Below are 22,678 nucleotides of genomic sequence, written 5' to 3' on the forward strand. Positions count from 1 at the left end.
GAAAGCCCCGCGCTCGTGCCGCTGCAATTTGGCTTGCCAGATAGGTGTCTTCGCCCGCACCTTCAACAATTCTTCCCCAACGCGGGTCGCGTGCTATGTCCACCATCGGGGCGAAGGTCCAATGAATGCCCGATGCAGCGGCCTCAACGGCCGCAGCCTTAGCCGTTTCGAACATGAGATTGGTGTCCCAAGAGCACGACTCGGCCAAGGGTGTTGGGAATATCGTCTTGTAGCCATGTACTACATCGAAGGCAAACAGAATGGGAATTTTTAATCGCGACAGCTGCATATTCTTCTCTTGCAACGGTCGCAGCTTGTCAACACCGCCTACATTGAGTATGGAACCCACCATACCACGAGCAAAGAGCGAGTCGGAAAGGGCACCACTCTGCGGTCCTGTCAGCAAAGAGCCCCCTACATATTGAGAAATCTGCCCAATCTTCTCGGCCAACGTCATCTTTTGCATGAGCGACGTCACAAATAGGGTTTCTTTATCTGCTGCGCTTAATTCTTTCTTCACCAGCTTTCGCGGCTGTTTGGCATGGGCATGTTGCGCATTCCCAACAAGTAGGCTACCCACTATACAGGCAACAGCTAAGACACTTCGTTTCATATTCTTCGAGATTGTTGATTTTTATTTCGTTCAGATGTTATGCCCTCCGCTCCAACCGAAACGCCTTTTTACAAGCATCGTAGCGGCACAAAATGGAGGGACTTTAAGTGTTAGCGCGCATCAACCGTGTTGATTTCAATGGTTTGTGGGGCTAAATCCACGGCCTTTGCGGTAAGCCGAACGGCAGAAGGCGACTTGTCTGCCTGCACCACCACCAAGCATTTGCCGAAGAAAGCGCGCCGCTCGTGAGCTTGAAAACGTTCCAACGAAAACGGACTTCCATTGTCAACGCCTGCAATTTTGGCCTCTCCCGTCAATGAAAACAAGATGTTGTTTTCTGCCCAAGGGCACAGATTGCCGTCTTTATCCACCACTTCTACCGTAACAAACGACAGACTTCGGCCATTGGCTTTTATCACTTGCCGATTAGGAGTTAGCCGAATATGATGGGGCGCACCAGCCGTTTTCAACGACTTCTCGGCCACAACCTTTCCGTTTTTCCTCGCAACCACACGCACCTCCCCAGGTTCAAAGGTTACGCGCCAGGCCACATGGTACTCGTGTTCGTTGCGTTTTTGGCGCACGCCTTGCGACTTTCCATTGACAAACAGTTCCACTTCATCGGCCTGATTATAATAACACCACATGTCTATGGGCTGCCCTTCTATCCAATTCCAATGCGGAAAGAGGTGCAAAACAGCACGCTTTGTCCACTCACTCTGATATAGATAGTAAGCATCTTTGGGGAAACCAGCCAAGTCTACCAGTCCAAAATAGCTGCTCCGAGCAGGAAAATTAAACGGTGTTGGTTCGCCAATATAATCAAAACCCGTCCAAATAAACTGCCCCGCACAATAAGCTGTGTGTTTCACTACGTCTAACGTTGCCTCGTGAGTGGAGCCCCAATGTGCACAAGAATTGTCGTAAGCCGAGCAAAGGAACGTGGGATCGGTGAACGGGCGCTTACGCCCAGGCAAACGATAAACCGAGTCGCTCGGCATTTTATAATATCCCCGTGTCTGCAAAGCCGACACCGTTTCGGTCATCAGGAAAGGCTTTTCGGGGAAATTCTGCGGCACATCTTTCACCTTTTTCTGATGATAGTTAAAGCCTATCACATCTAATGCCCCGCTTTTAAACAAGTTGTTGTCTGGCGACACCTCATTGCACCCTGCTGTAATAAGTCGCGTTGAATCATAACGCCGCACAATGGCGGCCAACGCTTGGGTGAGTTTTGCTTTAACATTAAGTGTGTCGCCCTGTGCCAATGCGGCCTTATCCCTGCTGTTGTTCAGCAAAATGTTCACATCCTCTAATGCCATTCCGGCGTTGTCCACCTTGTTCCATTGTTCCAAAACCTCGTTACCAATGCTCCAAAGAATGATAGAAGGGTGATTGCGGTCGCGCAAAACCATATCTCTTAAATCGCGTTCGAACCATGTTTTGAAATGCAACGAATAGTCGAAAGGCGTTTTTCCGTGCAGCCAACTGTCGAAAGCCTCGTCAACAACTAGCATCCCTAGGCTGTCGCAAAGGTTCAAAAGTTCGGGTGCCGGCGGGTTATGCGAACACCTTATGGCATTTGCGCCCATCGCCTTCATCATCGAAACCTGCCGATAAAGGGCGTCTTCGTTAATGGCTGCGCCTAAACAACCTAAGTCGCCATGCAGACAAACGCCGTTAATCTTCATGTTCTTGCCATTTAAGAAAAAGCCTTGTTTAGCATCAAACGCCACCGTTCGCATGCCCATCCTTATGGTATCGCCATCTAGTACACGCCCATTCTCTATAATTTCGGTTGTTATGGTGTAGAGGTTAGGCGAAGCAGGCGACCACAATTGCGGTTTAGGCACACGCATTTGCTGTTTTACCGTTGTTCCCGAAACAGCAACATCACAAGTTTTCGATGCCTGCGTAACCAGCTGGCGGGCCTTATTCCATAGCTTTTGGCGCACCGTAACCCTACGACTGCGCCCACTGAAATTCTCAATCTGCGTGTTGAGCGTTACATGTCCTACACCTTTCTTCACCTCAGAAATGGCTTGCACACCCCATTCTGCCACGCGTACATCTGTTGATTTCGACAAATATACGTGGCGATAAATACCACATCCCGTGTACCAACGGCTGTTAGGCTGTCGCGAATTGTCTACCTTCACGGCCACAACATTGTCGCCTTGCTTGTTAAGGTGGGGCGTAATGTCGTAACTAAAACTGATAAAGCCATAAGGGCGCGTGCCTAAAAGCGTGCCGTTTACATACACCGACGTATTCATATATGCGCCATCGAAGTGAAGAACATAACGAGAAACGGCATCGTTGTCGTGCAAAGCCAAATGCTTTCTGTACCACCCTATACCGCCAGGCAGTGCCCCGCCGTTGGCCCCCGATGGGTTTTGGGCATAGAAGTCGCCTTCAATTGCCCAGTCGTGCGGCAAGTCCAACAGGCGCCAAGCATCGTCTTTAAAGTCGGGTTGCAGCGGGGCATCGTCTGGATGTAAGGCAAATCGCCAGCCTTCGTCCCACAAATGGCGTTCGGCCGCATGGCATACCACCGTGCAGAACCACAGCAGAGACACCGCTATTATATAGGGAGGTTTGAGGAAAGGATTGGTAAATGTTCTCATCTTTGAATGGAGATGGTTATGATTTTTGTTGTCAACTTATGGCATGTTCTAAAAATTCCTCGCAAAGGTTCATTTGTTGTTCCTTGTGTTGCTCTTCACTGTCTTATCAGTACAAAGCCGTTTGTAGTGTGGCTACAAGCGGCTTGTAGTCACGCTACAAGCATCTTGTAGTGCCAGTACAAGCGTCTTGTAGTGTCAGTACAAGCCGCGTTGTACTGATGTTTAAGCCTACTATGTGCTAGCTTACTCATAAGAAATGAACTCCTAACTCTAAGGCGAAGAAAGCCCACAACGTACAGGAGGAAACAATCTTTTACCTTATTTTACGATTACTTTACGTCCCCCTACGATATAGATACCACGCGGAAGCGTGCCCTCCTGCCAGCGTTCGGCCACCTTGCGGCCGTCGATGGTGTAGACGGCCGTGTCGGTTTGGGCGTGAGTTTCTACCTTATTCACAGCCGTATTCTTCTTTTCACCAACAATTCGCACACTTCGCAAGTAACATCCCTTGCCCGTTACGGCCAGTCCGTGTTGCTTTAACTCCTTTACGGCTTGCGCGTTGAGGGTAAACGTATAGGTATTTTCGTCACGCTCTGCCTTTAAGGGCAAAACGTTTCCTGCGGCTTTATCGGCCGAAAGGTCGGGTCTATGGTTCTTACCTGCATCTGGTTTCTTAAATTGTTGTAGGCAAAGCGTTCCTCCGGCAGCAACGTCTCGCACCATCACTTCTATTTGTTGGCCTTTCTCTATGTCTGCAAACATGGTGGCAGGAATAAGCACCTCGCCATTTGCCATTTGTTTGAAACCCACCCACTTGGCACTGTCTCTTTGCGAACGGCAAACGGAGAACAAGCGGATGTTTTCGCCCTTCATCACGCCCCCTTTGGCTTTCAGTTTCTTGCAGAGGTCGTCTGTAACAATAAAGGTTACTTGTGCATCGCGTTGTGCAAGTTCGGGTTTCAGTGTTGTAATGGCATTGCCGTTGTGGTCGTAGATGTCGAGTTTCAGCTTTCCCACTTTTCGATATTCAGAGTTGCTGAGCGTATCGATGTCCATTACAAGCTGATCGCCCGCTTGCAAGCCCTTAAACTGCGTTGCAGACATTTCTAGTGCCACGTTTTTTGTTTTCCAATCCGAGCCCTTGGGCATAGAGCCAAGCCATAGTGCCTTATTGGTTCGCTTAAAAACGCGCAGCCAATCGATATCCATTTCATAATTGCGAGGCACTTTATTGAGGTTTCCGCCATACTTCGGGTCCATCTCAGGGTACAACACGCCACCGCCTTGGCCGTCGGGTTTGCCGCCAACCTGTCCGGTTATCGCCACATCCCAAATATGGTCGATGTTGCCTTTAATGTATTTGTCTTTCAACAACTCATTGAAACGATATTCAGAAGAGCCGCCTACCTTATCCGTTTTAGTTGTAAATACCGACCTTACCCTTCCATCTAACAAGAAACTAACAGCCAGATGAACAGAAGAGTCGCCCGGCAGCGGGTCCATTTGCGCCCCGTACACATGGAAATCTTCTGCCGGATTGAAGTCAATCTCCCTTATGCGGTCGGCAAAGTCGTTATGGTTATAGGTTGTTTTATACTTGGTTTCGCCCGTGTTTGGGTCCTTATATGCCTTTGCGCGGTCTAGTCCGTGTACGGATTGGTGAACGGTTCTTTTCCCTTTAAAATGGTAAGTGTGCCCTTCCCAGTTATGTGTTATGTCCTTATCGTCGTCGTTTACGAAGAATTCTTCGAGGTCAATTTCAAAAGTACCGGCACCTCCATAGCGGTGGCGCAACCATAATGCCATCCAAACACCGATGGTATAAGGTATCTTTGCCTTTACTTCGATACGCGAATAGAGCGGATAATACCTGCCGCCACCCTCGGCATCTCGGCTAGACAACGCGCCCGACCACCACCCAATTGTGGTGTAATTGTGGTTAGGTTTTAGCGGATAACGCATAATTGGGCCATAGTCTACATCGGGGTCGGGCGGTGAAGGACGGCGAATACCCGTTTGAATGGCATCTCGCGTGGCGCGAACTGTTAGGATGCCGTTCTTTACCGTAACCATTTTGTCGCGGTAAACCTGCGCCATACCTTGGCCCGTGTTATTGCCATAGTAATCGTTGGCGTAGTTTTTTGTGGCATCTCCATAGAGCCCCCAAAGCTTTTTATCGACAGACGAGCCGTTAAACTCGTCGCCTTTCAAGCTGGTCCAACCAGGTAAGGCGTGCGTTTTAGGCACATGGAGCTGTGCGCTTATGCTGATGTAGCCCATACTTAGGGCACAAATGGTTGCAATGATTGTTTTCATACTTCCTGTATTTTTTTGTTGTATTGTAAGTCTATCGCTATCGCTTGGCGACGTTATGGGATAGCACTCGCCACACGATAGGACAGACCTTACAACACCAGATGATTAGAATAGCCGTGCAATACGATAGCGATTGCAAAGTTGCTCGATAGAACTTTTAAGGTTCTTCAATTGTTGCTTTCTTTGAAACAAAGTCTATCGTTATCTTTGTTCCTGCCTTCCACACATAGTCTTTGTTGGGTTCGCCTTCGCCATTTTTGCGATATAAGAAAGCCTTAGACGTTGGGTCGACGTAGACTTCGCGTTTCCACGAGCCAAACTTCTTCACTTTTTTAAAGGCAGGTATGTTGGGATAGATGCGCATGCGGCCTCCACTGGCAAGCGTTGCGCTCATGGTTCGCCCATCGGCATTGGTTGTAAACTGTACCGCAGAGCCGCCACAATCGCCCGACAATTCTAGCGGCTGGATGGCAATTTCGCGCGAATCCAACCCCACATAGATAAGATAGATGCCATCGCTAGGCACAACAGCCCTATCGTTTACAACATTATAATCTGTTGCTGTTTTCAGCTTGGCAAAGTTTCCTTTACCAAAAGCTTTCTCTGTTGAGAACTCCAATGCCGTTCCGCCACGCAGATACGTAATGTAAAACCAACGAGCGGCACCGGCATAGCCATTCTCAAACGATGCTATTTCGGGAGCGTTCCAATCCCATTTTCCAAAGTCGTCGCCTGTCATATAAAGTTGCTTAACCCCTTCTGGTATAAGGTTTTCGGGGGTTGTTCCGCCAAAATCAGCCGTATTGTCGGCCATGTTGAGCGTAACCGTTGTGCCTTTGGCCACTAGTAGCGCAGGCATTTCGTTCACGGCTACACCTGGATAAACCACCTTTGCGTTGCGAATGGTGAACTGCATCGTTGACCAATCGCGTGCGTTTTGGTCGGAAAAAGCAAAGAGATTAAGGTTTCCCGTCTCGGTTGTTTCTACCTGCAAGCGGCTGCCGTTGGATGTTAAGGGCAGTTCTTTATTGCCCAACGCCTCTCCTGCGGCATACACCTTTGGCGTTTCGAAGGCAATTAATTTGCGGTCTAAGTTTACATAAACCAAATACAGTCCGGTAGTGTTCACCGTGGCTTTTCCATTTCCATCCAAAGTAACGCCCTGCATCGTGGTTAACGAAGAAAAGGCTTGCGAACCATCTTTTGCCGTTGCCCATTCCACCGTTTTCCCTGCTTGCAAATGGCATAACCGCCAAAATTCGCCATTGCCAACAGCACCAACAGGTGCCATCTTCACCACATCGTTGGTGTTCCATGCCCCAAAATTGGTGCCGCCCATGTAGAGTTCGTTGGCAAGTCCCGTTACTTCAACGCCTTTTCCACCCATGCGTGCAGCAAACTTTCCTGTTAAGACATGATATTGCACCTGCACACTATACTGCCCTTTCAAAGGAAATTTAAGCTTTACGGCAGACTGGTTGGTGAGTTCTTGATAAACTTCGGTGAGTTGGTTGGTGCGTTCTGCCAAGGCCATGCCCGTGAAAACAGTCGACAGCGTGTCGTTCTCCGTATCGCTGTCGCGCAGATAAAGCGGAACGCCATTGTTCATGTTGAACACATACTTATTGGGCAATAGCTGTTGGGTAGAGTCGGCATTGCTCCAAGTTACGATGTGCGTAAGCTTGTCGTAAGCCACGTTGCTAAGCGCAACAGCCGTGTTTCCGTCTGAAGTAAGCGCACCATCGGCTTGCATGGTGAACTGCATGGGAATGAGGGTCAACTCTTTTCGTTGCTTGTTAACAACCACTTGATAAAGCCCTTCGGTAGGTACAGAGAAACCTTCGGCATCCGCTGATAAGCTAAACGTATTGACGTAGTTATTGGCAAGCGTTATTTCACTTCCCTTGCCATAGGCCACAGGCTGTCCGTCGGTGCCAACATACGAGATTTTAAAATGGCCATCTTTCTTCAACCAAGCGCGAATACTCAACATGTTGGCACGCGAGCTGGCCGTTAATCGCCCAGCCTCTATGGGCAAAGAAAATTCGGACGAGGGGCCAGAAAGGTAAACGCCTTCGGGGACATCCACCACTTCATCGTAGGCTATGTTATTTTCGGTGCAAGCTATCGCGCCTAAGAGGGACAGCATTGCCACTATATTCTTCAACTTTATCATGATAAGATTGTTTATTTACCAGCCATTATTTTGTTTCCATTGCTTTAATTTGAGCACTTCCGACTGAGGTATTGGATACCAATACATTTTGGGTTGAAAAACTCTTTGTTCCACTTTTACAGGCATGTAGGTGTATCCGCCCAAAGGCTTTCGCTCAATTTGTACGCCCATGAGGGGTGCTCCGAGCGTAGAAGAGGCAATCTTCCAACGGCGAACATCCCAAGAGCGGTGCTCCTCAAAGGCCAATTCAACACGGCGTTCGTGCTGAATAACAGTACGCATCTGCTCTTGTGAAAGTGCCGACACGTTAGGGAGTGATGCCCGATTACGAACCTTGTTGAGATAAAGGGCTATATCGGGATTTGTTGGGTCGCACTCGTTAAGTGCCTCGGCATAATTCAAATAGATTTCTGCCAAGCGAAACAGCGGAATAACATGGCCACTACTACTGCCTCCCGTTTGGATGTTCACATCTTCATTGAGGAATTTGCGCAGATAATAGCCTGTTTTCGTGGCGTTTGGGTTAGGACTTGCATCTGCTCCTTCTGGATAAGTGGCAACCTTTTTGCCTTTAAATGGTGCCATGTTCATTAAGATGGTGGCCCCTAAGCGTGCATCCCTATTCTCAAAAGGCTGCGCAGCCTTGGCCGGGTCGTTCCAATCGAAAGGCGTTCCATCAAGCATTTCGTAGTCGTCCACTAAGTTTTGCGAGGGGTTTGTGCCACCCTTTCCACCAAAACTTACGGGAAAATTACTTTTTTCAAAATCGGAATTGGCAGCATATCTACGTACAAAGATATACTCTTTGTTTTGAAAATCATTCTTAAACAAATCGCCATAAGACGATGCCAGCTCATATTGATTGAGGTCGATAACCGCTTTTGCGGCATCGGCCGCCGATTTCCACAGCGCAACGTCCGTAGGTTTGTTGGCTTCGTTTGTATCACCGAAGTCAACATAAAGCGGACTGGCCGCATAGAGCAACAAACGACTCTTTAAGGCTAAGGCTGCACCTTTCGTTGCACGGCCAAAGGCATCGTTTACGTTTCTCCACGGCGTGAGTTCAAGCGTATCGGCAGCTATGTCACACTCTTTGGCAATGAAGTCCACAACTTCTTTCATCGTTGGGCGCGGCGTGTTTTCATAATTCCCGTTAATGCTAAGCGTAGAGGTGACAATGGGGATTGGGCCATAGCGTTTGAGCAGCTCGAAATGAAAATAAGCGCGAAGGAAACGCGCCTCGGCACGCCACATGCGGATGTCTTTCAGGCTGTTGGCATACTCCACTTGCTTGTCGGGGTCTAGGCGCGAAATGTCAAGATTCACATGATCTGTGTTCTCCAACAACGTACAACACTTGGAAATACCCGAATAGTAGCGGTTCCACACATCGTCCGGATTGTTTAAAGCATTCCATGAGCCATTGTTAAACTGCTGAATTTCCGCCGATTCGATGGCAAACTCGGCATCGTCTGTTGCCGAAGCCAACATTGCTTCTCGCGAAAAACGGTTCAACCCGTCTGGAAGTAGCGTGTAAGCATAGGTCAGGTACTGCTTTGTTCGATTGTAGGAGTCGAAGGTTGCAGTTTTATCTATAAAGGAATCTTCCTCGCGATCCAGAAATCCATTACACGAACTGAGGGTGAAAGCAATGCTTATCGCCGCAGAAATGTAGATATATGAAAAGAACTTTGCGTTCATAAGAATAGGTTTTAATGGAAAATAAATTAGAATGCGAGTTTCAGACCCACACTAACAGTACGCATGAGCGGGTAGCTTAAGAGGTTGTCTTGCTCGGCATCGCCCAGCTTTCCAAGGTGATCGAGCGTAAACAAGTTGGTTGCATTCATGTAGAAATACACGCTGCTTAGGCGTAATGCACGCGAAACGCGTTCGGCAAGTTCGTAACCTACCTGCACATTGCGCAGTCTTAGGAAACTTCCATTGCGCCGCCAGAAGGTAGAAGTGCGGTAGTTGTTGCTGAAATCAACTGTCGACAAACGCGGATAAGTGGCATCGGTATGCGTGGGTGTCCAACTGTCTAAGGCTAAGTTAGAGGCCGTTCCGTTGTTTTGGAAAGAGTAAATACTGGCTCCCCGCAAATAAATGTCGCGCTGGGCAACCCCTTGAAACAGTACACTAACATCAAAACCTTTGTACTTCATGCCTCCACTCAGCATATAGTTCCATGCAGGAACGGTTGCATTGCCAACGGGGTGCGCATCGTTCTCGTCGATGATTTGGTCGCCATTATAATCCTTATACTTAATGTCGCCAGGTGCAACATGTCCGAATTGCGGTTGTGGCAAGGCAGCTTTTAATTTGCCATCGCCGTCAAAGTCGTTGGCCGTATAGAACCCGTCGGCCTCCAACACAATGGGTTTCCACACGGGGTTACCTTTCCTATAAAGGTAGCTTTCGGCTTTTACGTCTTCTCCTTGTTCGTCAACTCTACTCATGGCATACCATGTTCCGGCCTCAGCAAAGTAAGATATTTTGTCGCTAACCTTACCTTGATAGCGCGCTTTGAACTCGAAACCATGATTAGTTACCTTACCCACATTCATCAATGGGAGTATGCCGCCATAGGATGCGCCTACGATACCCAGCACTTGTGCATAGGGATAAGTGAGAATTTCTGATTGGGTTTCGTGGAAAACATCTAGATTAATGGAGAGATTTCTCCACAACGTGGCATCGATGCCCACATTAAAGATACGTTTCTTCTCCCACGTTACAGAGGGATTGGCCAGGGTTCTCTCGGTAAAGCCAGAAGATTGCGAACTTCCTACACCGAAAAGATAACTGCCATTGCCGCCATAAGTCTCGTCGTAGATAAAGCGAGCCGACGTTTGGTTGTTGCCCGTAAGGCCATAAGAGGAACGCAACTTCAAGAAGTCGACCCACGATGCCGCTTTCATAAACGGCTCGTTGCTTACTATCCATGCCGCAGACAACGCAGGGAAGACGCCAAAACGCTGACCGCGTGCGTAATTATCGGTTCCCATATAAGATGCAACCAGCTCGGCAACATATCGTTTGTCAAAGTCATAGGTCAAACGTCCTGCGAAGTTTACATAGCGTTCGTCGTCGCGCACATTATATAATTGGTAGCGATCGTTGAGCATCAGCAACATGGCGTGAATGCCATGCTTGCCGAAATGCCGCTGATAATCTATCTGTGCCTGCAAACCCACACGCGTTTGGCTGGTTCGAAACCCCTCTGTGGCTGTTAGTGCAGCATCAGAACCATATTGCATGTAGCTATAAATCGGGTTGTTTTGCGCATCAACGCCTGTTTGTGTAAGCGAATAACGTGCATAATCACGCGTTTTGGGCGACGTTTCTGCCATGAAATTGTGGTAGCCAAACGTCACCTTGGCACTTAATCCGCGCACCAAAGCACTAAAATCATACTGTAAGCCGAAGATTACTTGCAACGAACGAGAGTTTTCTTTGTACAAACCGCGATTTAAAAGGTTTGCCACGGGATTGGTATAAAGCGAAGTTCCGCCAATACTTCCATTCGGATTGTATACGGGGAAAGCATTAGGGGGAGTGGTCCATATAGATTTTAGGTAGTCGTCTGCACCACCTCCGCCGGGCGTTGTCTTGTCTGCCAGACTTGCACCCGAATAAAGCGAAGCTCGGAAATAACGCGTGATGTCAACATCCAAGTTGGCTCTGAAATTATAACGCGAATAATCTACATTGGCACTTTCACGCCCCTTGGAGTCGGTTCCACGATAAAGACCGTCGTTTTGCAATAGGCCAGCCATGACATAATAGTTCAAGCCACCACCGCCTCCGCGGAAAGAAAGCTCGCCCATCGTCAGAGGTGTGGTGCTTTTATATACTTGCTTTTTCCAATCTACATTGGGAAATAGATAACCATTACTGCCCGACTGATAGGCCGACAGGGCCTCGTCTGAATACAAAGGGGCCTTCCCATCATTGGCAAGTGCCTGATTATAGAGGCTTGCATAATGGTAAGCGTCCATCGGCGAGTCCATGATTGTAGGCGTCTGAATGCCCGTTTGCATGCGAAATCCTATCTTCGGAGCAGAATGAAAGCCTTTCTTCGTTGTGATGAGCAACACACCATTGGCTCCTCGCGAACCATATATGGCCAATGCCGCCGCATCTTTCAACAAAGAAACCGACTCTATCTCTTCTGTGGAGATATTATCCAATGGGGTTTCAAAGCCGTCGACGAAGACAAGCATCTGCTGTTTGCCGTTGAACGAGCTCACTCCACGCGTGAACATGTTCTCTATATAAAAGTCGTAACCAGGTTCGCCCGACTTTTGGAGCATCGACAGTCCCGGCAGTAATCCCTTTAACGAATTGCCCACCGTTGGCGATGTAATCTCCATTAGGCGTTCGCCCCCTACTGTTGAGATGGCAGCCGTTTGTGCCCACGAGGGTTGTGCGCCGTATGCAATTTGTGTTGCCGCCGTATCAGCGGCATTTTGTGCATTTACAGGCGAACAGAACAGCATGAGCGCACATCCTATATTAATATAATCTCTGTATTTCATTGTTCTATCTTTTTTGCATTAAGGCATACTATAACGTACCATATATTTACCATATATTTACCATCCTGGGTTTTGGATGAGGTAGCCTTTATTTACTTCCTTTTGGTCAATGGCATATAAATAACAGTTATCATTCCAAAAGCGATGCTCAAACACATACGGCTCATAGTGGATATGGGTCTTGTTTCCATCCGTGGAATGAATTTTCAAGCCATAAAACTTACCCTTCATCACGCCTTCTTCGCCAGCGATGCGCCATCTCCGAATATCCCAAAAGCGGTGGTCTTCGAATGCCAACTCTACCGAACGCTCGTTACGAAGTTTCGTTCGGAAGGCCTCTTTCGTCATTCCCGCAGGGAAATCGGGCATGCCCGCACGCGACCGAATAAGGTTCACAGCATCATAAGCTGCCTGTGGTGGTGCACTCTCGTATTCGTTAAGTGCCTCTGCATAGTTTAAATATAGTTCTGCCAACCTAAACACCGGCCATTGCACATTGGCTGTGTTGCTGCCATTTACATGTAGTATGCGGGGAACCCACTTGTGGAGCAAATGGCACGTGCGGTCCATCTTTGATTTCTCGGCTCCGCCTTCAAGGAAGTTGATAAACGGAATTTCATCGTTCCAACTACTGCTGTGATAAGCAACGGTTTGCTTAAATCGAGGGTCAAGACTGTTATAGATGTCAATAAGGTTGTCGCCTCCGTTCATATTCCAATCTGCGGGTTCGCCATCAGCACGTTTCTCATAATGCCGAACAAAGTTGAATGTCACATACAGTCCGGCATCGCCCCAAGCCTTATTCATCGCCCATGTAGGCAGATTTGCAACCAAAGGGCGACTCGTTGTCTTGAAGTTTCTATACTTCATATTACCCAAAATAATTTCTTCATTATCTGGAATGGTCCACACGTCCTCATAGTCTTTATCGGGATTGCCCGTATTGTACAGCCGATAATGCCCCGAATTAAGCGCGGCATCGATAGTGGCTTTGGCTGCATCGGCGGCCTTTTTCCAACGTTCCTTGTCATAATTGCCATAACCAATAAGCTCTTCGTGACCAGGGAATGCCATGTAAGGCGTATTGGTATTGAACAGCGGACTTGCTGCATAAAGCAACACCCGTGCCTTCAAAGCCAAGGCGGCAATGCGCGTAACACGCCCAAGCTTAGTGTTATCGGTATAGTAATCGGGTAGATAACGTGTGGCGCGGTCGCAATCTACAAGAATAGAATCGATGCAATCGGCAAAAGAACTGCGAGAACGTTGTGAGAAGTCGGTTGGGTCAATCACTTCTCTTACAATCGGCATACCACCATAACGATAAACGCCTTCCCACAGCAACATGGCTCTCATGAAGTAGGCCTCGCCCGTTGCGCGTTTATTAAAATCGGGGTCTCCTTCATCGAAAGGCACTTCATGAATGCGTTTCAATATAAGGTTTGCCACACGTGTAGTGTGGTTTCGCAAATAAAAGCGGCAGTCTTCGTCCCAAGTAAAGTTGCTGTTCGTGTGGTTACCTGCATTCCATGCGGCATTACCCATTGCCCAAGTAGCCACATCCTCGCCTTCGTCGCAGGCGGAGGCCAACGTAGAAGACGACAGCAGCCTGCGGTCGGTGTTAGAACTGCTCATACAAAAGCCATAAGGCATGCCCTCGGCATAAAGCGTAGTCAACAATTTCTCTGCATCTGCACGTGTTGCGAACACCTCGTTCTCTCCATAATCAACAGAAGGCGGAGTTTCAAGGAAGTCGGAACAGGCAACCAACAATACGGGAGCAAATATCCATGCTATATATAAAGATTTCTTTTTCATAAGGAAGGTTTATTTAGAATTGAACATTTATGCCGACATTGTAGATTTTCTGCAACGGATAGGTGTTGATTTCTGTTGCACCGCCTTTTGAAGGTGCCTCTGGGTCTAAGTCTATAACGTCTGTCCAAGTAAACAGGTTAGTGCCACTAACATAAAGCCTTAAACTCTCTAACCCCAAGGCTTTGAGTTGGCTCTTGCGAAAAGTGTAACCTATCTCAACGTTCTTCAAACGCAGATAGTCGGCATTGCGAATCCAAAAATTAGAGTCTTGATAGTTATTGTCGGTATCTCGCGAAGGACTCATCGACAAGCGAGGGAAGTTAATGGCCTCTCCTCGTTCGTAGCGTTCCTGTGTCCAACGCTCCAATATTAAGGTCTTCGCGCTGTTGTGTGCGTTGATAAACGGCCACAACGCACGCCCAAAGTATTTGATTGAGACATGGGATGCGCCCTGAAAGAGGGCGGAGAAGTCGATGCCGCGCCAACTACAACCAACCGAGAAACCATAGATTATCTCCGGAGTTGGCGAATATCCGATGGGCACCATGTCGTACATGTCTATCTTTCCATCCTTGTTCACATCCACATAGCGCATGTCGCCAGGCTGTAAGCGGTTGCCATTCCAACTGCTTACTGGGCGGTCGAGCGCGTTTATCTCTTCCCACGAGTTATAGAACCCATCGAAAAGCAGACCATAGAACTGCCCTACGCGCCTACCAGTGCGCATTTGATAAGCATACTTCTCTGGCACTTCGTCTTGAAAAAGAATTTTATTGCGCGCAAAAGAATAGTTGAAACGGCCCCAATAGTTAAAGTCGCGAATGTTATTGCGGTAGTTCACGTCTAATTCAAAGCCAGCGTTTTCCATCTCGCCCATGTTATAAGCCGGCAACGATGCCCCAATCAGCATGGGCGCGCTGTTTCTGTTTGAGAGAATGTTGTTACGGCGTTCCTTAAAATAATCGAACGACACCGTGAGGTGATTTTTCAAGAAATTCATGTCGACTCCTAAATTAAGCTTACGCGCTTTCTCCCATGTCAGCAACGGGTTGCCTAAGCGTTTCTCTTCTATCATCTGCGAATAAACGGGGTTTGCAGACGAACCGAAGTTGTAGCCCGTAAGCTTTCCGCTTGTTTCACCATAGACAGAGGGCAGGTACAAAAAGCGGTCGCCACCAATCTTATCATTACCAACCTCGCCATAGGTTGCCCTTAACTTCATGTAAACCACCCAGTTGTTCTTAGGGAAGAAAGGTTCTTCGCTAACAACCCAACCGGCCGACACAGCTGGGAAGAAACCAAACCGCCGTCCGGCGGCGAAATTCTCCGTGCCGTTATAACCCATGTTGAACTCTGCCAAATAACGATTGGCATAGCCATAAGTAACACGCCCGACAAGTCCTTGATAGGCATTGGGAACATGGTAAGCCAAGTTCGGGGCATAATATTTACTTTGGTTATAAAGCAAGAGTGCCGTGGCCTGATGCTTTCCAAATGTTCGGTCGAAGTGAATACCGGTTTCAAAATACACCTTCCTGTTTTTGTCATACTCGAAACCACCGCCCCAAGTTCCTGCCTCATTCTGGGGAACAAGGATAATATGGGTGGGGGCGTTCGGGTCTCTCTTCGGAACAAAGGTCTGCATGGTTTTCACCGAAAGGCGCCTACTATTATAATAACTGTCGTAAGAGGTGCTGGCATGAACCGACAATCCTTTCAACAGCAGCCGCGATAAGTCGTACTCAAAGCGCAGCGTTGTATTAATGGTATTGGCAAAGGTGTTTTTATAGCCATTGTTCAGCAAGGCTTGCCAAGGGTTTTCGTCGTCGATGGTGTTTTCAAGGCGAACCAATTTTCCATCCACCATGCCGGGAGTACCCAATGGTGTGGCCCAAGATATTTCTTTCCACAGATTGCTATTGCCAAGGCCTGGCGTACGGATGTCGTTTATCTGGGTAGACAACTGCACAACGGCCTTAAAGTCTTGTGTGATGTTAAAGTCGAGATTTGAACGGAAGTTATAACGTGTGTCCGAGGCATTCACATCATGGTCGCGGTCTATTTTTGTGTATTTGTACATGCCACCCTGATTAAAAAAGCCAGCCGAGATAAAATACTTCACGCGGTCTGTGCCGCCCGATATGTTGAAGTTGTGTTGCGTGCGCAACGAGGCTTTACGCAAGAACGTTCCCACCCAGTCGGTATTAGGGTGCATAATGGGGTCGGTTCCTTCGCGATAGAGCCTTATGTCTTCGTCGGTAAAGCGTGGAACGTAGGATGTGCCCTTTGTATAGGCATCGTTCTTCAACGCCTCGTTATACATTTCGCAGTATTGTGCGCTGTTCAGATAATGAGGCAAGGCGGTAGGCGACTGAACGGCTACATTGCCCGAATAACTTAAATGGGGTTTGCCCTTCTGCCCTTTCCGCGTAGTAATTAAGATAACACCATTTGCGCCGCGAACACCATAAATGGCGGTGGCCGAGGCATCTTTAAGTATGCTTACCGATTCAATTTCGTTGGGATCAAGCCCGTTATAATTGGGACGTTCCACTCCATCAATCATCACCAACGGAGCGGTATTGTCAGAAAACGTACTCACACCGCGAATTAACAGCGTAGAATTGTCTTCGCCGGGCGCACCACTTCGCTGCATGGCAATCAGTCCGGGCATCTTACCCACCAACATATTACTGATGTTGGCCTGTGGGGTCTGCACCAAATCTTTTGTCGTTACCGATGCGATAGCCCCCGTTACCGATGCTTTCTTTTGTGTGCCATAGCCCACAACCACCACTTCGTTGAGGTTTTGCGCCTCGTCTTCGTTTAAAGTAATCTTTAAGTTCGAATGGCTTGTTATGGGAACCTCGCGTGTGGCAAAGCCCATATAAGAAATTACGAGCATTCCACTAGCAGGAACATCCAACGAGAACTCGCCATCCACATTGGTAACCGTGCCAACCTTCGTACCTTTTACTAAAACGCTGGCGCCAATAATCGGTTCGCCGCTTTCGTCGCGAACAATGCCCGATAGTTTCTTCTTGTCCGTTGTGTCTGCGTTCTTTCCTCCTGTTGGTTTCGTTCCCTTCCGTTCTGCATCCTCAACCTTGCCTTTCACCAACACAATGGTGTTGTTGTTGAAAGCGTATTGAATGCCCAACGAAGAGAACACATGCGCGAGTGCTTTTTCCAACGGCCAGTCCTTGCACACGCACGTAACTTTCGTCTTGGGTTGAAGCACGTTGTTACGATACACAAACGTATATTTCGTTTGTTTCTCTACCTGCCGAATAAATTGGCCCACTTCTTCGTTTTGAAGATTAAGACTAACATTGCCGCGCTGGGCCGACAACATTGTTGGTACAAGCAACAATGCCATTGTCAACAAGAAACGAAGAAGGCCCCTCCTTCTACTTTTTAGATTGCCTGCCATCTGATATAGGTTTTTAGGTTTTGTTTATTCAATAACTACATAACCGCGATTTACACGATACTTAAATCCGTACTGCATGCTCAACGAATGGAGAACGCTTTCTAATGTTTCATGATAAAACGAGCCGGTAAGCAGGTCGTTTGCCAAATGCCGGTTGCGAAGTAGGATTGTTACGCCATACCAATTCTCAATTTCATGCAACACTTCACACAGCGGGCTGCTGCTAAACGCCAAATAGCCGTCTTTCCATCTCCCATCGCTGGTGCCGTCATTGTCGCAAATCTCAATGTTATGCGATGCGGGTTGATAAACAGACTTCTTACCTGGCAAAAGTTGATAAGCCTGCCGAAGGCCTTTGGCTGAAAGACGAACCGCGCCCGAAAACAAAGCCGTCTCTATTTCGCCCGAATGGCACCGCACATTAAACGTTGTGCCCAACACTTCTATTTGCATGTCGTTTACATGCACCCGAAACGGGCAGCTGGCATCTTTGGCAACATCAAAGTAAGCCTCGCCTTTCATCAATACCACTTCGCGATGTGCTTTGGGTACCACGTTGTAACGCAACTGACTGTTTCCGTTAAGGCTTACATGGGTTCCATCGGGCAACGTTATCACACTCTTGCTGCCGGCCTTTACGTTTACATAAGTGTAGACGGGCGTTGCCGAGTTAAGCGAACGGAGGCCCCAATAACCGCCACCAAGCAGGGATAGCACCACCACTACCACCGCCGCATAGCGCAAAAACGTGTGAATAAGCCTTCGGCGTCGCCCCTTTTGTATCTCCGCATGAATGCGTTGCCATATTCTTTGCTGTGACTCTTCGCTCATTACTGCCCATTCAGACGACAGGGAAAAGTCTTCACACATCAAGTTCCACAATTCCTCATCGGTGGCTTTCGTCACCTTGCGTTGCAACTCTTCAAAGTCTTCTGCCGACAGTTGCCCTGATAAGTATTGTTGATATAAATCTTCGATACGTTTGTCCATATATACTGTTAACTTCTAATACATATACGCCAATACGCCAACACGATACTTGTATATAACTTTCGTTAACTTTCATACAGGTTTTAAACTGGGCGAGTGCCCTTGTCAACTCGTCAACTGGTTAACTAGATAACTGGTCAACTCATCAACTCGTTAACTCGTCAACTTGTCAACTCGTTAACTTGTCAACTGAAAAATCTTAAATTTTATTTTACAATATCGCTCTTGTTTTCACTCCGTTCTAGCGAAAAAACAGGTTAAAAGGTAGGCAAATAACTACTGTTTCTAACCTTTCACATCTTTCAGCTTGTCTGCTTTTGGGAAGAAAACCTGCATTTTGCACCATTTTGCCTTTCTAGATTGGTTGCCGACCCATATTTTTTCAACCCCAAATTACCCACTTTTAGCCCCTAAAACCCACTTTTTAACGGCTATTTTGCCCTTTTTGGCCATGTGTTTCATGGTTCGAAAAGGTTTTGTTTATACAATTGTGGTGGATATTTATGCTTTTCGTTCCGCATTAAACGGCATTTGGCACTGCGTTTTGCACCGTTTTACCTTGCATTTAACAGCATTTTGCCTTGCGTTTAGCACCAAAACGCACTGCATTTAGCACCAAAACGCACTGTGTTTTGCCGCAAATTGCACGGTGTTTTGCTGCAAATAGCCCAAAAGTTGGTGCAAATACCAGTTCTTTGGAATATAAATTCATTTTGTTGCATTCACATGCTAACCCCTTTTTGCATCAAAACAAACCTTCGCGAGAATCGATTTTTTGCGGCAAGGTGAGCGATTGGTGAACAAAAAGGGCACTTATTATGTTAAATTTCTTACTAAAAACTAGACAAAAGTGATTGTGCCGCATACACGAGCGTGGGCAACGGCACAGAAAACACGTACGCTCACAACTGCCAACGCGACCGTTTGCAGGGTATGTTGCTCACGGCCAACGGAGACAACATCATGGAAACGCAGAAACAATCTGCCATTGACAGCCCGTTTTCTGCTTGTGGAGAATACATTGAATGGGGTAACGACATGCGGAGAAAGAAGAGCATGTGGGGGGAGGTTAGGGCCTATATACAAGACATCCCGAACAGAAAAGACTGTTCGGGATGTCTGCATACAAAGGCGTTGATGCGCCAAAGGAGAAACGAATGTGCGGAGTTCGACGGCCGATCAACAGGGTCATCGCTATCAAGTTGACTGCCTGCTGCAAGTTAACTAATGGTGCATGGCCATTAAGTTGACTGCCTGCTGCAAGCTAACTGATGGTGCATGGCTATCAAGTTGACGGCCTGCCGCAAGCTAACTGATGGTGCATGGCCATTAAACTAGCTCGTTATCGCTGTTGAGTGAATGGGCCACTTTGGCCTATTGACCATCGCACCGCCGTTGCATCGACACCACATTACATGCGCCGCGCCTACCTGCCAGTGGCTTTGAGATAGGCGGTGCGGGCATTTAGGTAAGCCACAACAGCCTCGCTGTACTGGTTGCGCGCCTTTTGGTCTTGCGTTTGGGCATCAAGCAGGTTGCTCATTGTTCCCGTGCCAGCCTCGTAGAAGTCTTGGTTTAGGCGCAAGTTTTCGGCAGCTTGCTCCATGCTTAGCTTGGCTAGTTGTATTTGTTTGTAGGCCGTTTCAAGATTGTCGTATGCGTTTTGCATCTGGATGAGCAGCAGCTGTCTGCTGTCTTCCTTTTCTTCTACGGCAATTTGTTCGGCAATTTTCTGACGTTTCAGACCGCGATTGCCCCACCAATTGCTGATGGGCACGCTCAGTGTGGCTAGTCCTATCACGTTGGTGCGCCCCTTATTAGTGAGGTCGTGGTACATGCCCGCAACGCCAATGGCCAGTGTCGGCATCATTTCGCCACGCTTAACGCGCGTTAGCAGGTGGTTGGCCTCCACCTTTTTGTCGAGCAAGCGCATCTCGGTGCGTTGCTCTAAGGCCGAGTTGTGGTTCACGGAGAGTTGCCGCGGGTCGGGCAACTCGGTGGTAAGCGAACGGTCGATGTCGATGTTTTCGCCTTGTTTGCCGATATATTGCGCCAACACCATCTTGCAAAGCGAGATGCCGTTGTTGAGTTTCAAGCGGTTCACCGCCATTTCGTTTTGTTTCAACTTCACGCTCAACACGTCGTTCTTGTTGGCAACGCCTGCTTCGTAGGCGTTGTTGGCGTCTTTAAGAATGTTCTCCAACTGCTTGTCGGCAGCGTCTAATGTCTTTTCTTGTTCGTAAAGTGCAAGCAGCTGGTTGTAATACACCTCTGTTGTTTGTGCCACTTCGTCTGCGTTTTGTTCAAGCATCAGCTCTTTCACCTGCGTTTGCACGGCGGCCAACTTGTTGGCGTTGATGATACGCCCGCCTGCAAAAACGGGTTGCATGGCTATGATTGATGCCAAGGTGCCGTGCTTAATGGCCTGAAAGGTGTAGCTGGTGGGCAGTGCAGCTAGTATGGCGGGGTTCAGTCCTGCGCCTTTTACGATGGCTGCTAGCTTCTGTTGGTCGGCGGGCGACAGCGAAATTTCTTCCTGCATCAGATAATCGGCAGAATGGAAGTAAGTTCCGTTGGCCGTAACCGTTGGCAGATACTTGGTGCGCGCCTCTTTTTGTTGTTCTTTGGCATCTGTTATTTCTAGTCTTGCCCGTTTCAGTTTCACGTTGTTTTCCTTAGCCAACGCTTTGCATTGGTCTAACGAGTATGTTGTCTGCGCCTTGGCTGCTATGGGCAAGCATAAGGCCAAGAGCAGGGGAAGTTTATTGATGTTCATGAGTTTATGAGTTTATGAGGAGTTAAAGGAGTTAAGGAGTTATGGAGTTAAGCCGTATGCCTAGTTGCAGAGTGGCAAACTTTTGAGGAGTTAAAGGAGTTATGGAGTTATGGAGTTAAGCCGTTAGCCTAGTTGCAGAGTGGCAAACCATCTTGTTTACTTGTCAACTTGCAATTGCGTTAAGAAGTTAAACCGTATGTATAGCGGCTAAGCTAATGGCTTAACTCCTTAACTCCATAACTCCTTAACTCCTAGACGAGGCCTCCATCTTCAGCGTTCTCTTCCTGTCTTCCCATCTGAAAACCATCCAATAAGCCACAGGTATCATGGTGATGATGAAGAGGAACGAAATGATTGTGCCAAAGCAAACCACCACGCCCATTGGTCCCCACAGCGGCGTATTGGCGATAACCATCGGGATAACGCCCATAGATGCGGCTGCACTTGTGAGGAAGATGGGGCGCATACGGCGTTGAGCCGCTTGCAGGGCAGCGCGCTTAGCCGATAGGCGATGGTCTACGCGAAGCTCTTCGGCGTAATCAATCATGATGATGCCGTTACGCACGATGATACCCATCAGCGAGATAATGCCCAGCGTGCCGGTTACGCCCACTTCTTGCCCCATGATAAGCACACCCGTGGCTGCGCCCAACAGAGAGAACAACAAAGACAGCATGATAACCATCGACATGCGAATGTCTTTGAAGTGGAACAGCAAGATGGCGAATATCACCACGATAGAAATAACCAATCCGCCATAAATCTGAGGCTCGGTTTCCAGGTCTTTTTCCCTTTGTCCGCCCACAGTCATCGTCACTCCTTGCGGCAGCTTAATCTTATTTACCTCGTTAATCACCTTGTCGGTAACGTAGTTGAGGTTCAGACCGCGTTTGGTGTCGGCCATAACCGACATCGAACGGATGCCGTTACGGTGGTGAATGGAGGTGTAAGTCCAGTCGGGCGACACCTTAGCCACTTGTCTTAGCGGTACGTTTACGCCGGGTAGCAGTCCGCTAACGGTGGCGTTTTCGAGGTCTTCGGGCGTTTGCCGTCCCGCATGACTGTCTTTCAGCGTAACTTTTACGGGATAGTCGCCCTCCCAAACCGTGGTAAGCGGTACGCCATCGCCAAAGCGAGTGGCCAGGTTTATGGCCAAAAGACTCTTGCTCATGCCCAGTCGCGATGCCTCATAATCGTCTATTTGCACATCAAGCCCCGAGGTTGTGCCATCGAAATTGTTGCGAACCAGCAGCAATTCGGGCATTGAACGCATGCGGCGCGTGGCACTGTCGACGGCCTGATGAATGGCGTTGAGGTCGTCGCCGCTAAATCTTATCTCTATGGGAGAAAGGGCATCGCTGTAATCTAGCTGCTTAATGCGCACC

At 48.2% G+C, this 22,678-nt stretch carries 12 protein-coding genes; 1 reads left to right on the forward strand and 11 read right to left on the reverse strand.

Annotation, left to right across the window (positions count from 1 at the left end):
• The 9 genes from BN93_RS01305 to BN93_RS01345 all read right to left on the reverse strand — a co-directional run.
• Positions 1–613 (reverse strand): glycoside hydrolase family 3 N-terminal domain-containing protein (locus BN93_RS01305; protein ID WP_316928599.1); only part of this gene is annotated, 613 nt, incomplete at its 3' end.
• 110 nt (positions 614–723) lie between these two features.
• Positions 724–3,240, reverse strand: coding sequence for a glycoside hydrolase family 2 TIM barrel-domain containing protein (locus tag BN93_RS01310; RefSeq protein ID WP_019186549.1), 2,517 nt, complete (start codon positions 3,238–3,240; stop codon positions 724–726).
• Between the two features lie 318 nt (positions 3,241–3,558).
• A complete protein-coding gene (locus tag BN93_RS01315; RefSeq protein WP_019186550.1) occupies positions 3,559–5,559 on the reverse strand; it encodes a glycoside hydrolase family 16 protein in 2,001 nt (666 codons plus the stop codon).
• Between the two features lie 157 nt (positions 5,560–5,716).
• Positions 5,717–7,735 carry a SusF/SusE family outer membrane protein gene (locus BN93_RS01320; protein WP_019186551.1) on the reverse strand — a complete coding sequence of 673 codons (2,019 nt, stop codon included), beginning with the start codon at positions 7,733–7,735 and terminating at the stop codon, positions 5,717–5,719.
• 15 nt (positions 7,736–7,750) lie between these two features.
• Positions 7,751–9,436 (reverse strand): RagB/SusD family nutrient uptake outer membrane protein, encoded by a 1,686-nt coding sequence (locus tag BN93_RS01325; protein ID WP_019186552.1) that lies wholly within the window; start codon positions 9,434–9,436, stop codon positions 7,751–7,753.
• Positions 9,437–9,462: 26 nt separating this feature from the next.
• The gene (locus tag BN93_RS01330; protein WP_019186553.1) at positions 9,463–12,276 is read right to left on the reverse strand and encodes a SusC/RagA family TonB-linked outer membrane protein; all 2,814 of its coding nucleotides are present in this window, start codon (positions 12,274–12,276) and stop codon (positions 9,463–9,465) included.
• A 57-nt stretch (positions 12,277–12,333) separates the two neighbouring features.
• Entirely contained in the window at positions 12,334–14,094 is a 1,761-nt protein-coding gene (locus tag BN93_RS01335) for a RagB/SusD family nutrient uptake outer membrane protein (protein ID WP_044259365.1), read from the reverse strand.
• A 13-nt stretch (positions 14,095–14,107) separates the two neighbouring features.
• Positions 14,108–17,527 carry a TonB-dependent receptor gene (locus BN93_RS01340; protein ID WP_044259368.1) on the reverse strand — a complete coding sequence of 1,140 codons (3,420 nt, stop codon included), beginning with the start codon at positions 17,525–17,527 and terminating at the stop codon, positions 14,108–14,110.
• A 24-nt stretch (positions 17,528–17,551) separates the two neighbouring features.
• The gene (locus BN93_RS01345; RefSeq protein ID WP_019186556.1) at positions 17,552–18,517 is read right to left on the reverse strand and encodes a FecR family protein; all 966 of its coding nucleotides are present in this window, start codon (positions 18,515–18,517) and stop codon (positions 17,552–17,554) included.
• An 873-nt stretch (positions 18,518–19,390) separates the two neighbouring features.
• Here BN93_RS01345 and BN93_RS17260 point away from each other — a divergent pair.
• Positions 19,391–19,723, forward strand: coding sequence for a hypothetical protein (locus BN93_RS17260; protein WP_019186558.1), 333 nt, complete (start codon positions 19,391–19,393; stop codon positions 19,721–19,723).
• Positions 19,724–19,943: 220 nt separating this feature from the next.
• Here BN93_RS17260 and BN93_RS01360 read toward each other — a convergent pair whose 3' ends face one another.
• Positions 19,944–21,293: a TolC family protein gene (locus BN93_RS01360; RefSeq protein ID WP_019186559.1), complete on the reverse strand. Its 1,350-nt coding sequence runs from the start codon at positions 21,291–21,293 to the stop codon at positions 19,944–19,946.
• A 244-nt stretch (positions 21,294–21,537) separates the two neighbouring features.
• On the reverse strand, positions 21,538–22,678 hold a 1,141-nt coding region (locus BN93_RS01365; protein WP_019186560.1), incomplete at its 5' end, for an efflux RND transporter permease subunit.

The organism is Prevotella conceptionensis 9403948 (assembly GCF_000312305.1).
Taxonomy (GTDB): domain Bacteria; phylum Bacteroidota; class Bacteroidia; order Bacteroidales; family Bacteroidaceae; genus Prevotella; species Prevotella conceptionensis.

Coding starts and splice junctions, on each gene's coding strand:
- BN93_RS01310 (WP_019186549.1), bottom strand. CDS start 3,240: ATGAGAACATTTACCAATCCTTTCCTCAAACCTCCCTATATAATAGCG.
- BN93_RS01315 (WP_019186550.1), bottom strand. CDS start 5,559: ATGAAAACAATCATTGCAACCATTTGTGCCCTAAGTATGGGCTACATC.
- BN93_RS01320 (WP_019186551.1), bottom strand. CDS start 7,735: ATGATAAAGTTGAAGAATATAGTGGCAATGCTGTCCCTCTTAGGCGCG.
- BN93_RS01325 (WP_019186552.1), bottom strand. CDS start 9,436: ATGAACGCAAAGTTCTTTTCATATATCTACATTTCTGCGGCGATAAGC.
- BN93_RS01330 (WP_019186553.1), bottom strand. CDS start 12,276: ATGAAATACAGAGATTATATTAATATAGGATGTGCGCTCATGCTGTTC.
- BN93_RS01335 (WP_044259365.1), bottom strand. CDS start 14,094: ATGAAAAAGAAATCTTTATATATAGCATGGATATTTGCTCCCGTATTG.
- BN93_RS01340 (WP_044259368.1), bottom strand. CDS start 17,527: ATGGCAGGCAATCTAAAAAGTAGAAGGAGGGGCCTTCTTCGTTTCTTG.
- BN93_RS01345 (WP_019186556.1), bottom strand. CDS start 18,517: ATGGACAAACGTATCGAAGATTTATATCAACAATACTTATCAGGGCAA.
- BN93_RS01360 (WP_019186559.1), bottom strand. CDS start 21,293: ATGAACATCAATAAACTTCCCCTGCTCTTGGCCTTATGCTTGCCCATA.